General features: G+C 70.4%; 12 protein-coding genes. 6 read left to right on the plus strand and 6 right to left on the minus strand.

Annotated features, from left to right (window positions below; genetic code table 11):
• From B118_RS28560 to sigB, 3 genes are all read left to right on the plus strand, one after another.
• Positions 1-3350: S8 family peptidase (locus B118_RS28560; RefSeq protein ID WP_043541578.1), on the plus strand; the 3350-nt coding region annotated here is incomplete at its 5' end.
• A gap of 137 nt (positions 3351-3487) precedes the next feature.
• Positions 3488-4462, plus strand: a complete 975-nt coding sequence (locus tag B118_RS0118820; RefSeq protein WP_018220558.1) for a hypothetical protein — start codon at positions 3488-3490, stop codon at positions 4460-4462.
• A gap of 136 nt (positions 4463-4598) precedes the next feature.
• The gene (gene sigB, locus B118_RS0118825; RefSeq protein WP_018828447.1) at positions 4599-5597 is read left to right on the plus strand and encodes an RNA polymerase sigma factor SigB; all 999 of its coding nucleotides are present in this window, start codon (positions 4599-4601) and stop codon (positions 5595-5597) included.
• Positions 5598-5652: 55 nt separating this feature from the next.
• On the opposite strand, the gene B118_RS0118830 is transcribed toward sigB, so the two are convergent.
• The 5 genes from B118_RS0118830 to B118_RS0118850 form a co-directional block, all read right to left on the minus strand.
• Entirely contained in the window at positions 5653-8391 is a 2739-nt protein-coding gene (locus B118_RS0118830) for a bifunctional acetate--CoA ligase family protein/GNAT family N-acetyltransferase (RefSeq protein WP_080635133.1), read from the minus strand.
• A gap of 5 nt (positions 8392-8396) precedes the next feature.
• Positions 8397-9578, minus strand: coding sequence for an acetoin utilization protein AcuC (locus B118_RS0118835; protein WP_018828445.1), 1182 nt, complete (start codon positions 9576-9578; stop codon positions 8397-8399).
• A gap of 149 nt (positions 9579-9727) precedes the next feature.
• Complete coding sequence (locus tag B118_RS0118840) at positions 9728-10594, minus strand: sulfurtransferase (protein WP_027657525.1); 867 nt, start codon at positions 10592-10594, stop codon at positions 9728-9730.
• Positions 10595-10747: 153 nt separating this feature from the next.
• Complete coding sequence (locus B118_RS30700) at positions 10748-11425, minus strand: NUDIX domain-containing protein (RefSeq protein ID WP_238324010.1); 678 nt, start codon at positions 11423-11425, stop codon at positions 10748-10750.
• Between the two features lie 502 nt (positions 11426-11927).
• Complete coding sequence (locus tag B118_RS0118850; RefSeq protein ID WP_018220564.1) at positions 11928-12368, minus strand: RidA family protein; 441 nt, start codon at positions 12366-12368, stop codon at positions 11928-11930.
• Between the two features lie 407 nt (positions 12369-12775).
• Between B118_RS0118850 and B118_RS0118855 the strand changes: the two genes are divergently transcribed.
• The 3 genes from B118_RS0118855 to B118_RS0118865 all read left to right on the plus strand — a co-directional run bounded on the left by B118_RS0118855 (position 12776) and on the right by B118_RS0118865 (position 16457).
• Positions 12776-14485 carry an RCC1 domain-containing protein gene (locus B118_RS0118855; protein WP_475246711.1) on the plus strand — a complete coding sequence of 570 codons (1710 nt, stop codon included), beginning with the start codon at positions 12776-12778 and terminating at the stop codon, positions 14483-14485.
• Between the two features lie 125 nt (positions 14486-14610).
• On the plus strand, positions 14611-15540 hold the full coding sequence (locus B118_RS0118860; RefSeq protein WP_018220567.1) for a LysR family transcriptional regulator: 930 nt from the start codon (positions 14611-14613) through the stop codon (positions 15538-15540).
• Complete coding sequence (locus B118_RS0118865) at positions 15537-16457, plus strand: serine hydrolase (RefSeq protein WP_018220568.1); 921 nt, start codon at positions 15537-15539, stop codon at positions 16455-16457. The genes B118_RS0118860 and B118_RS0118865 overlap by 4 nt, the downstream gene beginning before the upstream one ends.
• On the opposite strand, the gene bla is transcribed toward B118_RS0118865, so the two are convergent.
• The gene (gene bla / locus B118_RS0118870; protein WP_027647946.1) at positions 16454-17377 is read right to left on the minus strand and encodes a class A beta-lactamase; all 924 of its coding nucleotides are present in this window, start codon (positions 17375-17377) and stop codon (positions 16454-16456) included. The two genes, B118_RS0118865 and bla, sit on opposite strands and share 4 nt — an antisense overlap.
• Positions 17378-17448: the final 71 nt, after the last annotated feature.

Raw genomic sequence — 17448 nt, forward strand, 5'->3', positions numbered from 1 at the left:
TGTTCAACGTCACCGACCTGATCGAGATGGGCTACGACGACGCCCACACCACCGACATACCACTGATCGCCACCTACCCCGAAACAACAGCTCGCACCACCACCACCGCACTCAAGGGCGCCACCCTCACCCACGACCTACCCGCCATCAACGGCCACGCCCTCACCACCGACAAAGAAGACACCCGCACCCTCTGGACCACCCTCACCGCCGATTCCGGCTCCAGTCAGACCCGCGCGGAAAGCAGCAGCGGCGGCGCNAAGCTCTGGCTCGACGGCCAGGTACACGCCACCCTCGCCGACAGCGTCCCCCAGGTCGGCGCCCCCGAAGCCTGGAAAGCCGGCTACGACGGCGACGGCGTCACCGTCGCCGTCCTCGACACCGGCATCGACCNCACCCACCCCGACCTCACCGACCAAATCCAGGACAGCGTCAGCTTCGTCCCCAACGAAAACACCTCCGACCTGAGCGGGCACGGCACCCACGTCGCCTCCACCATCGCCGGCACCGGCGCCGCCTCCGACGGCGACAACACCGGCGTCGCCCCCGCAACCGACCTACTCATCGGCAAAGTCCTCAACAACCACGGCATCGGCTACGACTCCTGGATCATCGCCGCCATGCAGTGGGCCGCCGAATCCGGCGCCGACATCATCAACATGAGCCTCGGCGACCCGTCCCGCACCGACGGACTCGACCCGATGACCCTGGCGGTGGAGAACCTCTCCGCGCAGCACGACACGCTCTTCGTCATCGCCGCCGGCAACAACGGAACGACCATCGGCACCCCTGGCACCGCAGCCAGCGCCTTAACTGTCGGCGCGGTCGACAAGCAGGACCAACTCGCCTACTTCTCCAGCGTCGGACCACTGGCCGGCACCGGCGCACTGAAACCCGACCTCACCGCCCCCGGCGTCGCCATCAACGCCGCCCGCTCCCAACACAGCACCGGCGACGGCATGTACCAAAGCCTCGACGGCACTTCCATGGCCACCCCACACGTCGCCGGAGCCGCCGCCATCCTCGCCCAACAACACCCCATCTGGACCAACGCCCAACTCAAGAACGCCCTCATGAGCAGCACCAAAGCTCTGAGCGACAGCTACTCCGCATACCAGGTCGGCACCGGCCGCCTCGACGTGGCAGCAGCGGTAGACGACCCGGTACAAGCCACCGGCTCCACCTACTTCGGCTACTTCGACTGGCCACACCAGCCCACCGACACCCCCGTCACCAAACCCGTCACCTTCACCAACACCAGCACCACCCCCGTCACCCTCAACCTCAACCTCAACGGCATCGACGCGTTCACCCTCAACGACGCCACCATCACCGTGCCCGCCGAGGGCCAGATAGACGTCCCGGTAACCGGCGACCCAACGACAGCCGACATCGGCCAACACACCGGCTACCTCATCGGCACCGACCCCACCACCGGCGAAACCGTCACCCGCACCAGCCTCGGCCTCATCAAAGAAGACGAACGCTACGACCTCACCATCAAGCTCCGCGACCGCAACGGCGAACCCACCAACGCGACCGTCCTGCTAAACGAGGCCGGGGAAAGGTTCGCCGGATACCTCGCCGTCGACGGTGAGCAGACCTTGCGCCTTGCACCCGGGACCTACACCCTGAGCACTGACTTTGAGGTTGCGGGTGAACGGGCTGACTCCCTCGGCCTCGTCCTGCTGGTTGCCCCGGGGATTGTGCTCGACGAACCAACCGAGGTAACGCTGGACGCCAGCAAGGCCCGGCTCCTCGACACCGCCACCCCCCAACGCACCGAGAACCGACAGCGCACTCTCAACTATGCCGTCGACTACCCCAACGCCGACAGCTTCCGGTTCGCCTACCGAGTTCCGATCTGGTACGACGACCTGTACGTCCTGCCGACCGAGAAGCCCGCCGAGAGCTCGTTCACCCTGGGGGCTCGGTGGCGTAAGGGTGAGCCGGTCCTGAGCCTGCGCGCCTTCGGCCTGCTCCCCATCGACGCCGTGGCCCAAGCCGGCAGCACCATCACCACCGGCTCCCAATGGCTACGCCCCGTCCACGCCGGCACCGGCACCCCCGAGGAGTACGCCGACCTCGACGCCGACGGCACAATCGCCGTCGTCACCCGCAGCGACGACATCAGCGCACCTGATCGGGCCGCCGCCGCAGCAGCCGCCGGAGCCGCACTCCTCCTGGTCGTCAACGACAGCCCCGGAATCCACTCCAGGTACGTCGGCGACTCCCCCATCCCCGTCGCCAGCGTCCACCGGGACATCGGAAACCTTTTGATCAAATTCGCCAGACACGGCATGCCGCCCCTGAAGGTCACCCAGAAGGAGTACGCCGACACCATCTACGACCTGAGCCAGGCCTGGTCAGAGCAGGTACCGGACCAGCCCCTCACCTACCACCCCAGCCGCCACGACCTGGCCCGAATCGACGCCCATTACCACGCTGCCAAGGACACCACGGGTGGGGGCTACCGCTACGACCTGACCTTCATCCCCGCGATCGGGTTCCCCGAGCGCGAGCAGTACCCCGGCACCCGTACCGAATGGGTCACCCCAGACACGGAATGGCATGAAAGCCACACCCAGGGCGACTGGGAGGACCGGGCGTTCACCGACACGTACGCCAAGGGCACGACCACCCGCCTGGACTGGTTCGCGCCCGCCGTCCGGCCCGCTTTCGGTCGCGGCTACAGCGTCAGCAACAGCCGGTACCAGGACACCATGCTCCTCAACGTACAGTCCTGGAGCCCCTCGGGCACCCAGCTAGAACACGCCGGAAACCTGAGCTACGGCTCGGTGCCGACCAACATGAAGCTCTACCAGGGTGACACCCTGCTGCACGAGAACACCATCGGCGCCTACCTGCCAAACAAGGAGGTGCCGGCCGGGACGCTGCCGTACCGGCTGGTGTTGGATGCGTCGCGCCCAGCCGAGGAGTGGCGACTGTCGACCCGTACCCACACCGAGTGGGACTTCATCTCCAGCACCAACAACGCTGACCCGTTCGACCCCGCCCCGATCACACTGCTGCAGCTCGACTACGAGTTGGAGACCGACCTACGAGGCGACGTCAAAGCCGGCACCAACCAAGAAATCAGCATCACCGCCANNCCACAGCCCGGCGGCTCCGGCACCGGCACCATCACCGCAGTGGAGCTTGAGGTCTCCTACGACGACGGCACCACCTGGCAACCCGTCACCCTCACCCCCGGCGACAACAACCGCCACACCGGAACCCTNAAACTGCCGAAGCAACCCGACGGCTTCATCTCCCTCCGCGCCGCCGCCGAAACCGACGCCGGTTTCGCCATCCGACAGGAGCTCATCCGCGCCTACGGCCTGCGATGAAGTGGCCGGCGGGGCCCCCGGACCGGTATCGTCCGGGGACCCCGCCGGGGCCTCCGGCCAGCGCGGACGACCGTTCCAGGTGGATCCGGATGGCTCATGCCCGCCCTGCCGCAGCGGGCCGAGGGAGGAAGCCACTCATGCTGGGCGTGTTGGGATTCAGCCCCGACGACGAGGCGATCTACCGCCTGCTGGTCCGGCAGGGTCAGGCCGGGCCGGTTGAGCTGGCCAACGCCCTGCGGATGCCCGTCTCGGGTGTGACGGCGGCGCTGTCCCGCCTCACCGACCGCGGCCTGACCAAGCAGGCATCGGAGGAGACGTTCTCGGTGGCACCGCCCGCGGTCGCGCTCGGAGCGCTGATCGGCGAGCAGCAGTCCGCGCTGCGCGCTGCGGAGTTGGCCCTCGTCACGCTCGCCGAGGAGTACCGCGGGGCGAGCGCGGAACGCTCCCTCGGCGAGTTGATCGAGGTGATCACCGGGGTGGACGCCATCCGTCACCGGTTCGCCCAGGTGCAACACGCCGCCCGGCGGGAGGTTCGCAGCTTCGTCACCCCTCCCTTCGTCGCGGTACCACCGGGCGCCAACACCGTGGAGTCGGTGGCAGCGCGACAGGGCGTACGGTTCCGGGTGGTGATCGACCGCCCGGCGCTGGCAGAGCCCGGCGTGGTCGCGGAGACCCTGGAGTCCCTCCGCGACGGTGTACAGATCCGGGTGACGGAGGCACTACCGATCAAGCTGATCATCGCTGACGCCGCGCTGGCCCTGGTCCCGTTGACGGCCACAACCGAGGGCGAGCCCGGTGCGGTGCTGCTACATCGCACCGGACTGCTGGCCGCGATGGACGCGCTGTTCGAAGCCGTGTGGCGATGTGCCCACCCGTTGACCCTGTCGGCGGACGGCCCATTGAGCGAAGACTCCGACGCCGACGGCCCAACCGACCTGGACCGCCAGATCCTGACCCTGCTCCTGGCCGGGCTCACCGACCCGGTGGTGGCCAGCCAACTCGGCTTGTCGCTGCGCACCCTGCAGCGACGGCTGCGCCACCTGATGGACCTCGCCGGGGCCGCGTCCCGGATGCAGCTCGGTTGGTACGCGGCCCGAGAAGGCTGGGTGTGACCACGAGCACTCGGATCCGGTCCCGCCCGGGATCGCGCCTCACTCCCGTTTCACGCCCCACGCACCAAGCTGACTGTCAACCGGCGGAACCGCGCCGGCTCACGGCACAGAACGTGGATACGGGGAGAGACGAAAGATGGCTCTACAGATGATGGATCACGGGATACGCCCCACCAGCGGCGCCGACACCCTCACCGATCTGGATGCCACTGACGAACGCGGTGTCTCCACCGATCTGGTCCGGGCCTACCTCCAGGGAATCGGCCGGACGAAACTGCTGACCGCCGCCCAGGAGGTCGAACTGTCCCGCCGGATCGAGGCCGGGCTCTTCGCCGCGACCAAGCTGGCCACCTGCACACCGGTCTCCGTCGCACTCCGTGCTGACCTGGAGCTCGTCGCCGCCGAGGGGTGCGCGGCGAAGGACCATCTGCTGGAGGCCAACCTCCGCCTGGTCGTCAGCATCGCCAAGCGCTACACCGGCCGTGGGATGGCCTTCCTCGACCTGATCCAGGAGGGCAACGTCGGCCTGATCCGCGCCGTCGAGAAGTTCGACTACACCAAGGGCTACAAGTTCTCCACCTACGCCACCTGGTGGATCCGCCAGGCCATCACCCGCGCCATGGCCGACCAGGCCCGCACCATCCGCATCCCGGTACACATGGTCGAGCAGGTCAACCGGATGGTGCGGACCCGGCGCGAGCTGTCGGTCACGCTGGGCCGCGAACCCACGGTCGCGGAGGTGGCGCGGGCGTTGGACGTCCCGGAGATCCAGGTGATCGAGCTGATCTCCTACGACCGGGAGCCGGTGAGCCTGGACCAGACGGTCGGCGAAGACGGCGAGAGCCCGCTCGGCGACTTCGTCGCCGCGGTGGACTCGACGGCCGGGAGCGAGGACACCGCCAGCTGTGGTGAGTTGCGCCAGGAGATGCGGGGGGTGCTCGCCACTCTCTCCCAGCGGGAGCAGGCGGTGATCCGGCTCCGGTTCGGGCTGGACGACGGGCGGCAGCGCACCCTGGACGAGGTCGGTCGCGAATTCGGCCTCTCCCGAGAGCGAATCCGCCAGATCGAGAAGGGGACACTGCACAAGCTACGCGCCCCGGAGCGGGCACAGCGCCTGGAGGCGTACGCCTGCTGACCCACGCGACCGGCTCCGGGGCCGCACTCCCGAGGCCACGCCGCGCGACGGCGAATCACAGCCGGCGGGGCCCGGTGTCGGGGCGGACGGTAGCGGAACCGAGCCGTACGCTGGCGTGCAGCACCGACAAGCCGTCCGGCCGGGCCAGCACCGGGTTCAGCGTCAGGGTGCGGGCCCGAGGCTGCTCGTCAGCGAGCCGCCCGACCCGCAGTAGCAACTCGGCCAGGGCCTTCCGGTCCACCGGCGCCGCCCCGCGATGACCGCGCAGCAGTGGGGCCGCGCGGGGCTCGTCTACCAACTCCGCGGCGTCGCGGTCGGTCAACGGCACCGCCCGCCAGGCCCGGTCGCCGAGCAGCTCGGTGGCGACACCCCCCACGCCGAAGCCCACCACCGGCCCGAACGCCGGGTCCTCCACCAGCTCCACCACACAGGCCACTCCGGGCGGAACCATCGGCTGGACCAGGACGTCTGCCCCGAACTCCGCCGCCATCTTCGCGTACGCGCGTCGTACCCGCGCCTTGTCGGGCAGGTCGAGGCGGACCGCGCCAAGATCCAGCCGGTGCCGCAGACCAGGGGCGGCGGCCTTTATCGCCACCGGGTATCCCAGCTTTCGCGCCGCCGCGACGGCCTCCTGCTCCGAGGCCACCAGCACCGACTCGACCACGTTGATCCCGTACGCGGCGAGCAGCCCGGCCGGATCGAACGCCTCCGGCCGCAGTGCCGCCTGGGCCGCGTTCCGGTCCACGTCTGACAGTTCCGGGTGCGCGCCGGTGGGGCGACGCAGCCATCCGGCGTACGCGGTCACCTGCCCCAGGGCACGCACCGCCTCCTCCACGCTCGGGTACGCGGGCACCCCGGAGGGGGCGCGTCCGGCCAGGAACGTCGCCACGGTGGGCTTGCCGCCGGCAAGCACCGCGGGCAGTGCCGCGGTGAAGTCGGTCTCGGCGTCGGGCAGCTGACCCGGCAGCGGCGGGGCGAAGACCGCCACCAGCGCGTCCACCCCGTCGTCGGCCACGGCGGCGCCGAGGGCGGTGGCGAAGTCGGCCGCCCCGGCGTCTGGCCCGACATCGCGGGGGTAGCCGTCGGCGACGGCGAGCCCCACCGCGGTGGCGGCGGAGGCGGCTAGCCCGGTCAACGCCGAGGAGTTACCGACGATCCCCACCCGGTCGCCGGCGGGTAGCGGCTGGTTGGCCAGCAGCACACCGACATCGAGCAGTTCGGCGACGGTGGCCACCCGAATCACCCCGGACTGGGCGAAGAGAGCGCTGACGGCGGCCTCGTCCGGACCTGCCGCGTCGGGGCCCACCGCGCCGTGACTCGCCGCCGCCACACCGGCGGCGCGCCGGTCCCGGGACGGTGACGGCGAAGCCGCGGCGACCTCCGCTGACGGGCCGGGGCCGGAGGCGTGGGCCGACGGCGCGAGCGCGACGATCGGCTTCTCCCGCCCGATGCCCCGGGCCAGTCGGGCGAACTTACGGGGATTACCGAAGGTTTCCAGGTACAGCAGGATCACATCGGTGTTCGGGTCGTCCTGCCAGTACTGCAACAGGTCGTTGCCGGAGACGTCGGCCCGGTTCCCGGCCGACACGAAGCTGGACAGCCCCAGTCCCCGCCGTTCCACCTCGGCCAGCAGCGCCACCCCGAACGCACCGGACTGGCTGAACAGACCAACCCGACCGGGGACCGGCAGCCGCGGGGCCAGCGTGGCGTTCAGGCGTACCTCGGTGCTGGTGTTCGCCATCCCCAAGCAGTTCGGGCCGATGATCCGCATGCCCACCGCGTGCGCCGCCCGAACCAGCCGGCGCTGGGCGACCGCACCGTCCGCACCGGCCTCGGCGAAACCCGCGCTGATCACGACCAGGCCGTGCGCTCCAGCGGCGGCCGCATCGGCGACGACCGTCTCCACCGCCGCCGGCGGCACCGCCACCACCGCCAGGTCGATCGGCAGGCCCGCCTCGACGGCCGACGGGTACGCGGGCAGCCCGGCCACCATTCGCGCGCTCGGATGCACCGGCACCACCGCACCGGTGAACCCGTAGTCGCGCAGGTGCCCGAGGACCGCCGCCCCGACCCCCTGCCCGGTGGCGCTGGCCCCGTAGCAGGCAATTCCCCGGGGCGCGAGCAGCCGGGCGACCGATCGGGCCTCGGTGCGGTGCTCGCGGCCCCGCTGCACCTCAAGGGTCGCCTCGGTCGGCGCGATCGGGAAGCTCAGGTGCACGACACCATCGGCGAACTGACGCCGCACCTGATAGCCGAAGTCGGCGAAGACCCGGAGCATCGCGTTGTTGGCCGGCAGCACCTCCGCCACGAAGGTCGGGATGCCGACCCGCCGGGCCGCGTCGGCGAGGTGCTCCAACAGCACCGATCCGATGCCCCGGCCCTGGTATGCGTCTTCAACCACGAAGGCGACCTCGGCTTCGGTAGCGGCTGGACCCAGCCGCTCGTACCGGCCGACCGCGACGATCTGGTCGCTGGCCAGCACGACGAACGCCTCCCGGTCGTGGTGGTCAACGTTGACGAACCGCCGCAGGTCGCGCTCGGGAATCCGGGGGTACGGCGAGAAGTAGCGCAGGTAGCGGGTGCGCTCGGAGAAACGCGAGTGCATGGCGACGATGCCCGGTGCGTCCGCCGGCCGGATCGGCCGCAACTGGACGGTGGTGCCGTCGCTGAGCAGCACGTCCACTGGCTGTTCAGCTGTGGTCAGGTTACCTGTGGTCACGCGAGCGTCCTTCCTCCCGGCCGCGTTCGGGCTCGTGTCGTCGAAAGTCAGCGCGACCGGCGGGTGACTCGACACGGGCCCTAGTCGCGCGGGTCGTACGGGTCGAGCCCGAGCAGCGGGAACACCGCCTTGCGGGCGGCCACGATGGCCCGGTCCACCGAGTTCGGCTCCCCGGAGGGCTGCCACGACTCGTACGACGGATTGACGTCGTCGGTCATCCGCAACGGCACCTCCTCCCCCGGACGGCGGGCCTGGGCGAGCTCGCGCCAGGCGGGTGGACAGAGCGTGGCCGGCGCGAGCGGTGCACCGGTGGCCACCGCGAGCAGGTGGGTCCAGGCCCGGGGCACGACCTCGACCAACGCGTATCCCCCGCCACCGGTGGCGACCCAGCGGCCGGCGCAGAGCTCGTCGGCGAGCGCCCGCAGAGCAAGGTAGGTAGCACGCTGCCCGTCCACCGACAGGCGCAGGTCAGCCAGGGGGTCGAGCCGGTGCGCGTCCGCGCCACACTGGGTGACCAGGATCTCCGGCTGGAACGCACGCAGCACCGACGGCACGATCGCGTGGAACGCCCGCTGCCAACCGGCGTCCTCGACTCCCGGTGGCAGCGGCACGTTGACCGCGGTTCCCTCGGCCGGCGCACCGCCGGTCTCGTCGGGAAACCCGGTGCCCGGAAAGAGCGCGAGCGGGGTCTCGTGCAGGCTCACCGTGAGTACCCGGGGGTCGTCCCAGAAGACCTGTTGCACCCCGTCGCCGTGGTGCACGTCCACATCGACGTAGGCGACCCGGCGCGCGCCCAGGTCGAGCAGGTGGGCGATGGCCACGGCGGGATCGTTGTAGACGCAGAAGCCGGCTGCCCGGTCGGGCATCGCGTGGTGCAGCCCGCCTGCCACGTTGACCGCCCGACGTGCCGTGCCCCGCCAGACCGCCTCGGCTGCCGCGACGGTGGCACCGGTGACCAACGCGCTGGCCTCGTGCATCTGCGCGAAGACCGGATTGTCCGGGGTACCGAGCCCGAACCCGGTGCGGAGCGGATCCTGCGGGGCAGCTCGCACGGCCTCCAGGTAGGCCGGGTCGTGCACCCGGGTGAGCAGCTCGTCGTCGGCGGGCTTCGGCTCGACCAGCCGTACCCCGGGACGCCCGAGCACCCCCAGCTCTCGGGCGAGGGCGACGGTCAGCTCGACCCGTACCGGGTCGAGGGGATGGTCGCCGAGGTTGTAGGAGAGCAGCGTCTCGTCCCACACCACCACTGTGTCGTCCGACATGGTGCCTATCGTCGCACGGGGACTCGGCCGGCCCGTCGCACGCGCTGCCCACGCCGCCGGTGTCGCACGGCGTGGGCGGTCGGTACCCGGAAGAGTGAGCGGTCAGCCGTGGCCTGGGCCGCCGCGCCGGCGCCTTGGGGACCGCGGGGTCAGGCTGGGTTGGTCCCGGGTTCCTGCCCGACCGCGACGGGGCGGGACGGGTCGGCGACCCAGTTGCTCCAGGACCCGACATAGAGGGCGGCATCCGGGCGACCGGCCAGGTGCAGGGCGAAGACCGCCTGCGCGGCGGTCACGCCAGAGCCACAGTAGACGCCGACCGGCTCGGCGGCGACCACTCCGGCGGCGACGAACCGTTCCCGCAGCACGTCGACCGCGGGGAAGCGACCCTCGGTCACGTACTCCGGTGCCGGCAGGTTGACCGCACCCGGCACGTGCCCGGCAACCGGATCGACCGGCTCGGACTCCCCCCGGTAGCGCGGTGCGGCGCGGACGTCAACCAGCGTCCCCGCCTCGGCCGCGGCCAGTTGGGCGGCCTCGGCCGCGACCAGCACCGGCAGGGCGCCGGGGCGCACCTCAACGTCGCCGGGACGTGGGGTGGCTGCCTCCGTGGAGGTGGGCAGCCCCGCCGCCACCCAGGCGGGGTGGCCGCCGTGCAGCAGGCGTACCGACCGGTGACCGGCCCAGCGCAGCGTCCACCAGGCGCGGGCGGCGGACATGCCGTCCCCACCGTCGTAGACCACGACCGGGTGCCCAGCTCGGACGCCGGCGGCCCGTAGCGCGGCCTGGAGGGCGGCGGGTTCGGGTAGCGGGTGCCGGCCGGCGACGCCGGGCGGGCCACACAGTTCGGTGTCCAGGTCGACGAAGACCGCCCCGGGCAGGTGCCCGGTGGCGTAGTCGTCGCGCCCGGGTGGGCCGGTCAGGCGCCAGCGGACGTCGAGCAGGGTCGGCGGGTCGTCACCGTGCATCTCGGCGGCGAGCTGGTCTACCTCGACGAGCAGGTTTTCGGTACCGGACATGAGGTTCAGTCAACACCATCCGCTGCCGGCGGAGGCCGTTGCCTTAACCAGCTTGGGTGGATGCTTTCGGCTGGCGTTCAGTCCCACACCGCCAGCTCGCTGGGCTCAACCGCCGGGGCGAAGTGCCACCATGCTTCCTGACTGGCGAGCACTTCATCCCAGAACCTCAGCCAGCAAGGCCCGGTCAGCCGGGAATACGTCGCCGTCGTAGTTACTGGCCAGGTATTTGAAGACCGCCGTATAGGTGTGTGCCGGCACCCACCGCGCGCGCCTGGCATCGAGCGCGCCGACCACCTTAGGCAATTGCCGGTGGTTGTCGTAGGTGCCCAGACTCACGCAGGATGTAACAGTGGCCATCCACACCTCGTCGGGCGCCCGGGGGTCGGGTATGTAGCGGGCCAGCATGAGATGGCGCTCCGGAGACGGTTCCACAACCAGTTGCGCTACTTCCCACAGCTTCCGCCTCGCGGCATCACACGGGTCTTCCTCTGGACCAATGTAGCCACCCGGCAGCGCCCAACCACACCCGTCTAACCGCTCGATCATGACAATCCATCGGCGCTTGACGCCGGTAGAGCCAACAACCTCGGCGGCAGCCAGGGCGTTCGTGCGAAGCCGCTCGCCCCAATATCCGAGTTCGTTCCGCTCGTAACGGAGACCCGTTGACGGGGCCGGCGTGACCGGACGACCGCCGATTGCGCGGAACGGAAGCGCCGCATGGGCCGGACGGACAGGCCAGTCGACAGTAGTGGGGTCCATTATCGGGCCAACCCAGGACTTCCCGGCGACGAGGCTGTCTAGGACGCTTGGGGAGCGGTGGGTGTGGTTCATGGCCATCTCCTCGATTGATGGTCAAATGCTGGCACACATCCCATTGGGAGGGGCCTATAGCAGATCAGGGGCACTGGCGATGGTGGCGAAGTCCTCGGCGCTCCACCGGTGGCGCCCCAACGCTGGGAAGTTCGCCGTACGGTAGTCGGCCGCCCGGCCACGACACCGTCTACGGTTGTCGTGTGCCTCGTTGACACATCGCTTTTGGTCGTCAGCGCCGGTGTCTGCACCTGTGCGGATCGTGGAATTCGAGGCCACGGCGGCCAGAACGGCGTTAACGTCGCAAAGGTGGGTACAACGCACTGCCGTAGCTGGTGCGCAGTTACGCCAGTCCCACCGGGAGGATCCGTTACCCACTCCCCGATCTGTGGCCGTGCGTCCCGGTGCGGCAGGCCGGCCAGGGTCAGCGGGATGGTCGGGCTCAGGCGGTCCGGGTGAGTTGCTACCGACGCGGCCGAACATCGACGGTTACCCGTGACGGTTCGGCCGCGTCGTCTCACTCTCAGTCCCGCTTGGGACCCTTTCCTCGGCCCGGTCCGTCCAGGACTGCGGTGGCCTCCACCTCGACCAGCAGGTCGGGGCCGGCGAGGGCGCTGATACCCAGGCCCGTCAACGGGGCGGCCAGGGTGACGCCCAGCTTCGCCGCCGCCCGCGCGATTCCTTCCCCCAGCAGCGCCATCTTGTCGGGCGTCCAGTCGACGACGTACACGGTCACCTTCGCCACGTCATCGAAGGAGCCGCCGACCTCGGCCAGGGCGGTGGCGACGTTCAGGTAGCACTGCTCGACCTGGGTGGCGAGGTCACCCACGCCGACCGTGTTCCCGTCAGGGTCCACGGATACCTGGCCGGCGAGGAAGACCAGCCGAGACCCGGTGGCGACCGCCATCTGGGAATAGAGGTCGACCTTCGGAAGCCCTTCGGGGTTCACCAGGGTGATGGTCATGCTGACTCCCTTTCATGGAGCTGTCGGTTCAACCACCTAAACATAACACAGCAATGTTATGCATTCCGGGGCCGGCCGCTACCGCGCCGACACCAACCCCCTCGAACTGGCCACCCAGAGCTGGGCCGTCGCCCACGGGCTGGTCTCCCTCGTCGCCACCGGCCCCCTACCCCGGCCGACCCTCGCCCACGGCCCCCTCCTACTGACCGCGCTCTTCACCGCCACCGGAGACGACCCAACCAGTGCCAACAGTCAGTCAAGCAGGGCTGGCAACCAGACCAGACCTGACCAGCGGGGGAGTGTTGATCTAAGCGAGACAGCCCCGATGCCGCGGCCGTCCGGAGTCGTTGTACAGGCCGTGGTCGGACACGGGCCGGTGGCGGGGAGACGACAGAGGGGTGGGGGTAGTGGAGAGCTGGACCGGCGAGGCTGCGGACGTGAGAAGAAGCTGGGTACGGCCCGCGAGTCTGCGGGGGCTGTTCGCGGTGCCGCTGATGGTGGCGCTCGTGTTGGGCATAACCTCGGTCGGTGCGGCGCGCGTGCTCGCGCAGAGCGTGCCGTCGGCGGCAGCGGGCCCTCCTGGTACCGGCCTGGCCTGGGGAAACAACAGTGACGGCGAGTTGGGCGATGGGACCACCACGGGCAGCAGCACCCCTGTTGCGGTGGACCTGCCAGCCGATACCACGATCACCGCTATCGCCGCCGGGACCGCCTACGGTCTGGCGTTGACCTCCACCGGCACTGTCCTGGCCTGGGGCGACAACAGTGCCGGCCAGTTGGGCGATGGGACCACCACGGACAGCAGCACCCCCGTCGCGGTGAACCTGCCAGCCGATACCACGATCACCGCCGTGGCCGCCGGCGACCGCCACAGTCTGGCGTTGACCTCCACCGGCACCATGCTGGCCTGGGGCGAGAATTTCATCGGCCAGCTGGGCGATGGGACCACCACCCGCAGAAGCACCCCCGTCGCGGTCAACCTGCCAACCGGCACCACGATCACCGCCATGGCCGCCGGCCACCGCCACAATCTGGCGCTGACCTCCACCGGCACCGTCCTGGCCTGGGGCGACAACAGTGCCGGCCAGTTGGGCGATGGCACCACCACGGACAGCAGCACCCCCATCGCGGTGGACCTGCCAACCGGTACCACGATCACCACCGTGGCCACCGGCGCCTACCACAGTCTGGCGTTGACCTCCGCCGACACCATGCTGGCCTGGGGCTACAACATCTTCGGCCAGTTGGGCGATGGCACCACCACGGACAGAAGCACCCCCATCGCGGTGGACCTGCCAACCGGCACCACGATCACCACCGTCTCCGGCGGCGACCGCCACACTCTGGCGGTGACCTCCGCCGACACCATGCTGGCCTGGGGACACAACAACTTCGGCCAGTTAGGCGATGGCACCACCACGGACAGAAGCACCCCCATCGCGGTGAACCTGCCAACCGGCACCACGATCACCACCGCCTCCGCCGGCGCCTTCCACAGCCTGGCGGTGACCTCCACCGGCACCATGCTGGGCTGGGGCTACAACGCCCTCGGCCAGGTAGGCGACGGGACCACCGCCACCCGCAGAAGGACCCCCGTCGCGGTGGACCTGCCAGCCGACACCACGATCACCGCCGCCGCCGCCGGCAACCGCCACAGTCTGGCTGTCGTCCCGTCGACCTCAACCACGACCCTGCAGGTCTCCCCACCGAACCCGAAACCGGATCAACCCCTCACCCTCACCGCCACCGTGACCTGCACCGGCAGCACCCCCACCGGAACCGTGACCTTCCACGACGACACGACAACCCTGGACGCGAAACCCCTGACCGGCAACCCCACCGCCACCGCAACCCTCACCGCCACCCACCTGACACCCGGCACACACCACATCCAGGCGCGCTACAACGGCGACAACAACTGCCCAGCCTCCACCTCCAACCCCACCACAGTCACCATCCCCAAGCCCACCAGCCCAAAGCCCACCAGCCCAAAGCCCACCATCCCCGTCACCGGCGCCAACCTGCCCACCATCCTCACCGCCGGCTTCCTCCTCACCCTCACCGGCACAGCTTTGACCCTCGCCACCTACCGACGCCGACCAACACACAGGACCTGAGACGACGTCTGATAGCTGGCAGGCGTCGACGGTGGAGTTCCCCAGCGGGTGAACCCACCCTGCGACGGCTGTCCTCCACCCGTGGTCACGGAAGGCGCGAATTCACTCGGGCGTAAAATCGGCGGGTGGATGTGGTGGCGGCCTGCCGGGCCTTCGTGGCCGTCAGCGGCCACGGCAGCTTCACCTCCGGCGCCGCCGCGGCGGGAATCCCGCAGTCGGTGGCCAGCCGGCGCGTCGCCGCTCTGGAGGAACACTTCGGCGCCCGGCTCTTCGACCGGTCGTCCCGGGCGGTCCGGTTGACGCCGTTCGGGCAGGACATGCTGCGCACGGCACGCCGCCTGGTCGACCTCGCCGACGCGATGACCGAGGACGCCGAGCGGGCTCGGCTACGCCCACTGCGAATCGCCGTACCCGACAGTTGCCCACCCCACCGCCTGGCCACCCTGGTGGCCGCCGGGCGGCGGCAACGGACCCAGCTGGAGGTACGGCCGGCCGACCCGGCAGGGCGCGAACAGCTCTGTCGGACCCTGGAGGTCAGTGCCGGGATCGTCGCGGTTCCGGCCGAGGCGGCAGTCTGGCGGGTTCCGCTCGGGCTGGCCTCCCGGACCGCCTTCCCCGCCCGGACGGTGTTCCTGGAGACCCTGCGCACCGGCCGAACCGGCGCGGCGGCGCGACGGCGGATCCTCATCCAACCCGAGGACGACGTCGCGCACCTGCGGGACCCGCTGACCCGTACCGGCCAGTCCGTCGGTCTGGCACCGACCCAGGTGGCGGTCACGCCATCCCTGGTCGATGCCGCCGCCCACGCCCTAAGCTCGCCGGACCTGCTGCTCTGTTCGCCGCAGCAGGCCGAGGACTTCGGGCTGCACTGGTGCACCCTGGCTGATCCCCGGCTCCAACGCGGCTACGACATCGCCGCCGGCGCGCACCAGGACCTCGAACAGCTGCGGACTGCCCTGCACGCGGACATTGCCCGCTGCCTGGGCGCCCCCGCCGACCCCGGGGGAGTCGGGGGTCGGCTGCCGGACAAGCCACCGACGCGGGAGCCGAGGTGACTGTCTCCACCGTGCTGCGCAACGCGCGCGAACTCCTCGGGGAGGCGGGGCTGCACGGAGCCTTCCTCGTCCGCAACCTCGACACCGGCGCTGAGATCGGCCTCGACGCGGATGTCCCCTTTCCGGCGGCGTCGCTGGTGAAGGTGCCGCTGGCAGTAGCTGTCCTGGAACGGGTGGCGCGCGGCGAGCTCGACCCGGCGACGCCGGTCGACATCGCACCCGGCCTGGTCACCACACCGGGCACCACCGGGCTGAGCCGGTTCCGCCACCCGGCCCGGGTCGCCCTGGACGACCTGCTCTACCTGAGCATCGCCATCAGCGACGGGGTCGCCGCGGACGCTTTGTTCGACCGCACCCCACCGGCTGTGGTCGCCGCCGAGCTGCGGCGACTCCAGATCGAGGGCATCGCCGTACGACACCGGATCAGTGACCTCACCGACACACCGAGCGAACGGCTCCGACCCGACGAGGCGCACCTGGCTCAGGCTCTCGCCATCGGCGCCGCTACCGCCGGGAGCGGCCACCCGGTCGCCCAACTCGACGTCACCCGCGCCAACGCCGGTTCGGCCCGGGCCTTCGTTGACCTGCTGCACGCCCTCTGGCGGCCCACGGCGATCAGCGAGACCACCGCCGCCCGGGTACGCGATCTGATGGCCGACAACGTGCTCCGGCATCGACTCGCACCCGACTTCACCTCCGACGCCGCGCGCTGGTCCTCGAAGACCGGCACCCTGCTGCATCTGCGACATGAGGTGGGGGTGGTGGACCACGCCGACGGGCAGTCGTACGCGGTCGCCGCGTTGACCGCCTCCCGCGTACCCGCCGTCGCGCAGCCGGGCAGCGAGGCGACCATGGCGCATGTCGCGCGGGTGCTGCACGGCTATCTGCGCACGGGCGCCCCGCCATGGTGGGGTTAGCTTCCCAGCCGGGCGATGACCACCTCGGTGGCCTCGGCGATGAGGGCGTTGTCGTAGCTGGCGTCCGGCTCGTCCCGGCTGGACAGCACGGCGAGGACGATCGGCGCGCGGTCCGGCGGCCAGATCACCGCGATGTCGTTGCGGGTGCCGTACCCGGCCGCTCCGGTCTTGTCCCCAACGACCCAGCCGTCGGGGACGCCGGCGCGGATCAGCTCCCCGCCGGTGGTGTTGCCCCGCAACCAGGCGTTGAGGATGTCGCGGTCGGTGGGTTCGAGGGCGTCGTCGACGGCGTACTCCCGCAGGTCTTCGGTCAGGGCTCGGGCGGTGCTGGTGTCTCGTGGGTCGCCGGGGGTCGCCTCGTTGAGTTCGGTCTCGTAGCGAGCCGCGTCGGTGACGTTGTCGCCGATTTCCTTCAGCTCCTGCTCGAACAGTTCCGGCCCGCCAAGGTGGCGCAGCAGCAGGTTGCCGGCGGTGTTGTCGCTGTAGCGAACGGCGGCGTCGGCGATGGCCCGCAGCGTCATGCCCTCGGCGACGTGTTGCTCCGTGATCGGCGAGTAGTCCACCAGATCGTCCGCCGAGTACCGCACCACCTGTTCCAGTTCGGCGTCGGTGGTCGCGTCGAGGACCTCGGCGGCGGCCAGCGCCTTGAAGGTCGAGCCGTAGGCGAACCGCTCGTTGGCCTGGTAGCGGACCGTCCGACCGGTGCCGGTGTCGACCGCGTAGATTCCCAGCCGCGCGTCGAACCTCTCCTCCAGCTGCCGGAGCTCGTGGTGCAGGTCGGCAGCGGCTGAGGTACCGACGGTCACCGCGCTGCCGGACAGCCGCTCCCCGGTCGCGTCCGCGGTGGCGCAGGCGGACAGCGGGATGAGTGCCGTCGCGCCGGCGACTGCGGCGATCACCCGCCGTGTCGAAATCGTCATCGTGACTCCCTACTTGTCGTTGACCCGACCACGGAGAGTGCCGATCAGGCCGGACTCGACCTTGACAGGGG

This window comes from Salinispora pacifica CNR114 (genome assembly GCF_000514775.1).
In the GTDB taxonomy this organism is placed as follows: Bacteria; Actinomycetota; Actinomycetes; order Mycobacteriales; family Micromonosporaceae; genus Micromonospora; species Micromonospora pacifica.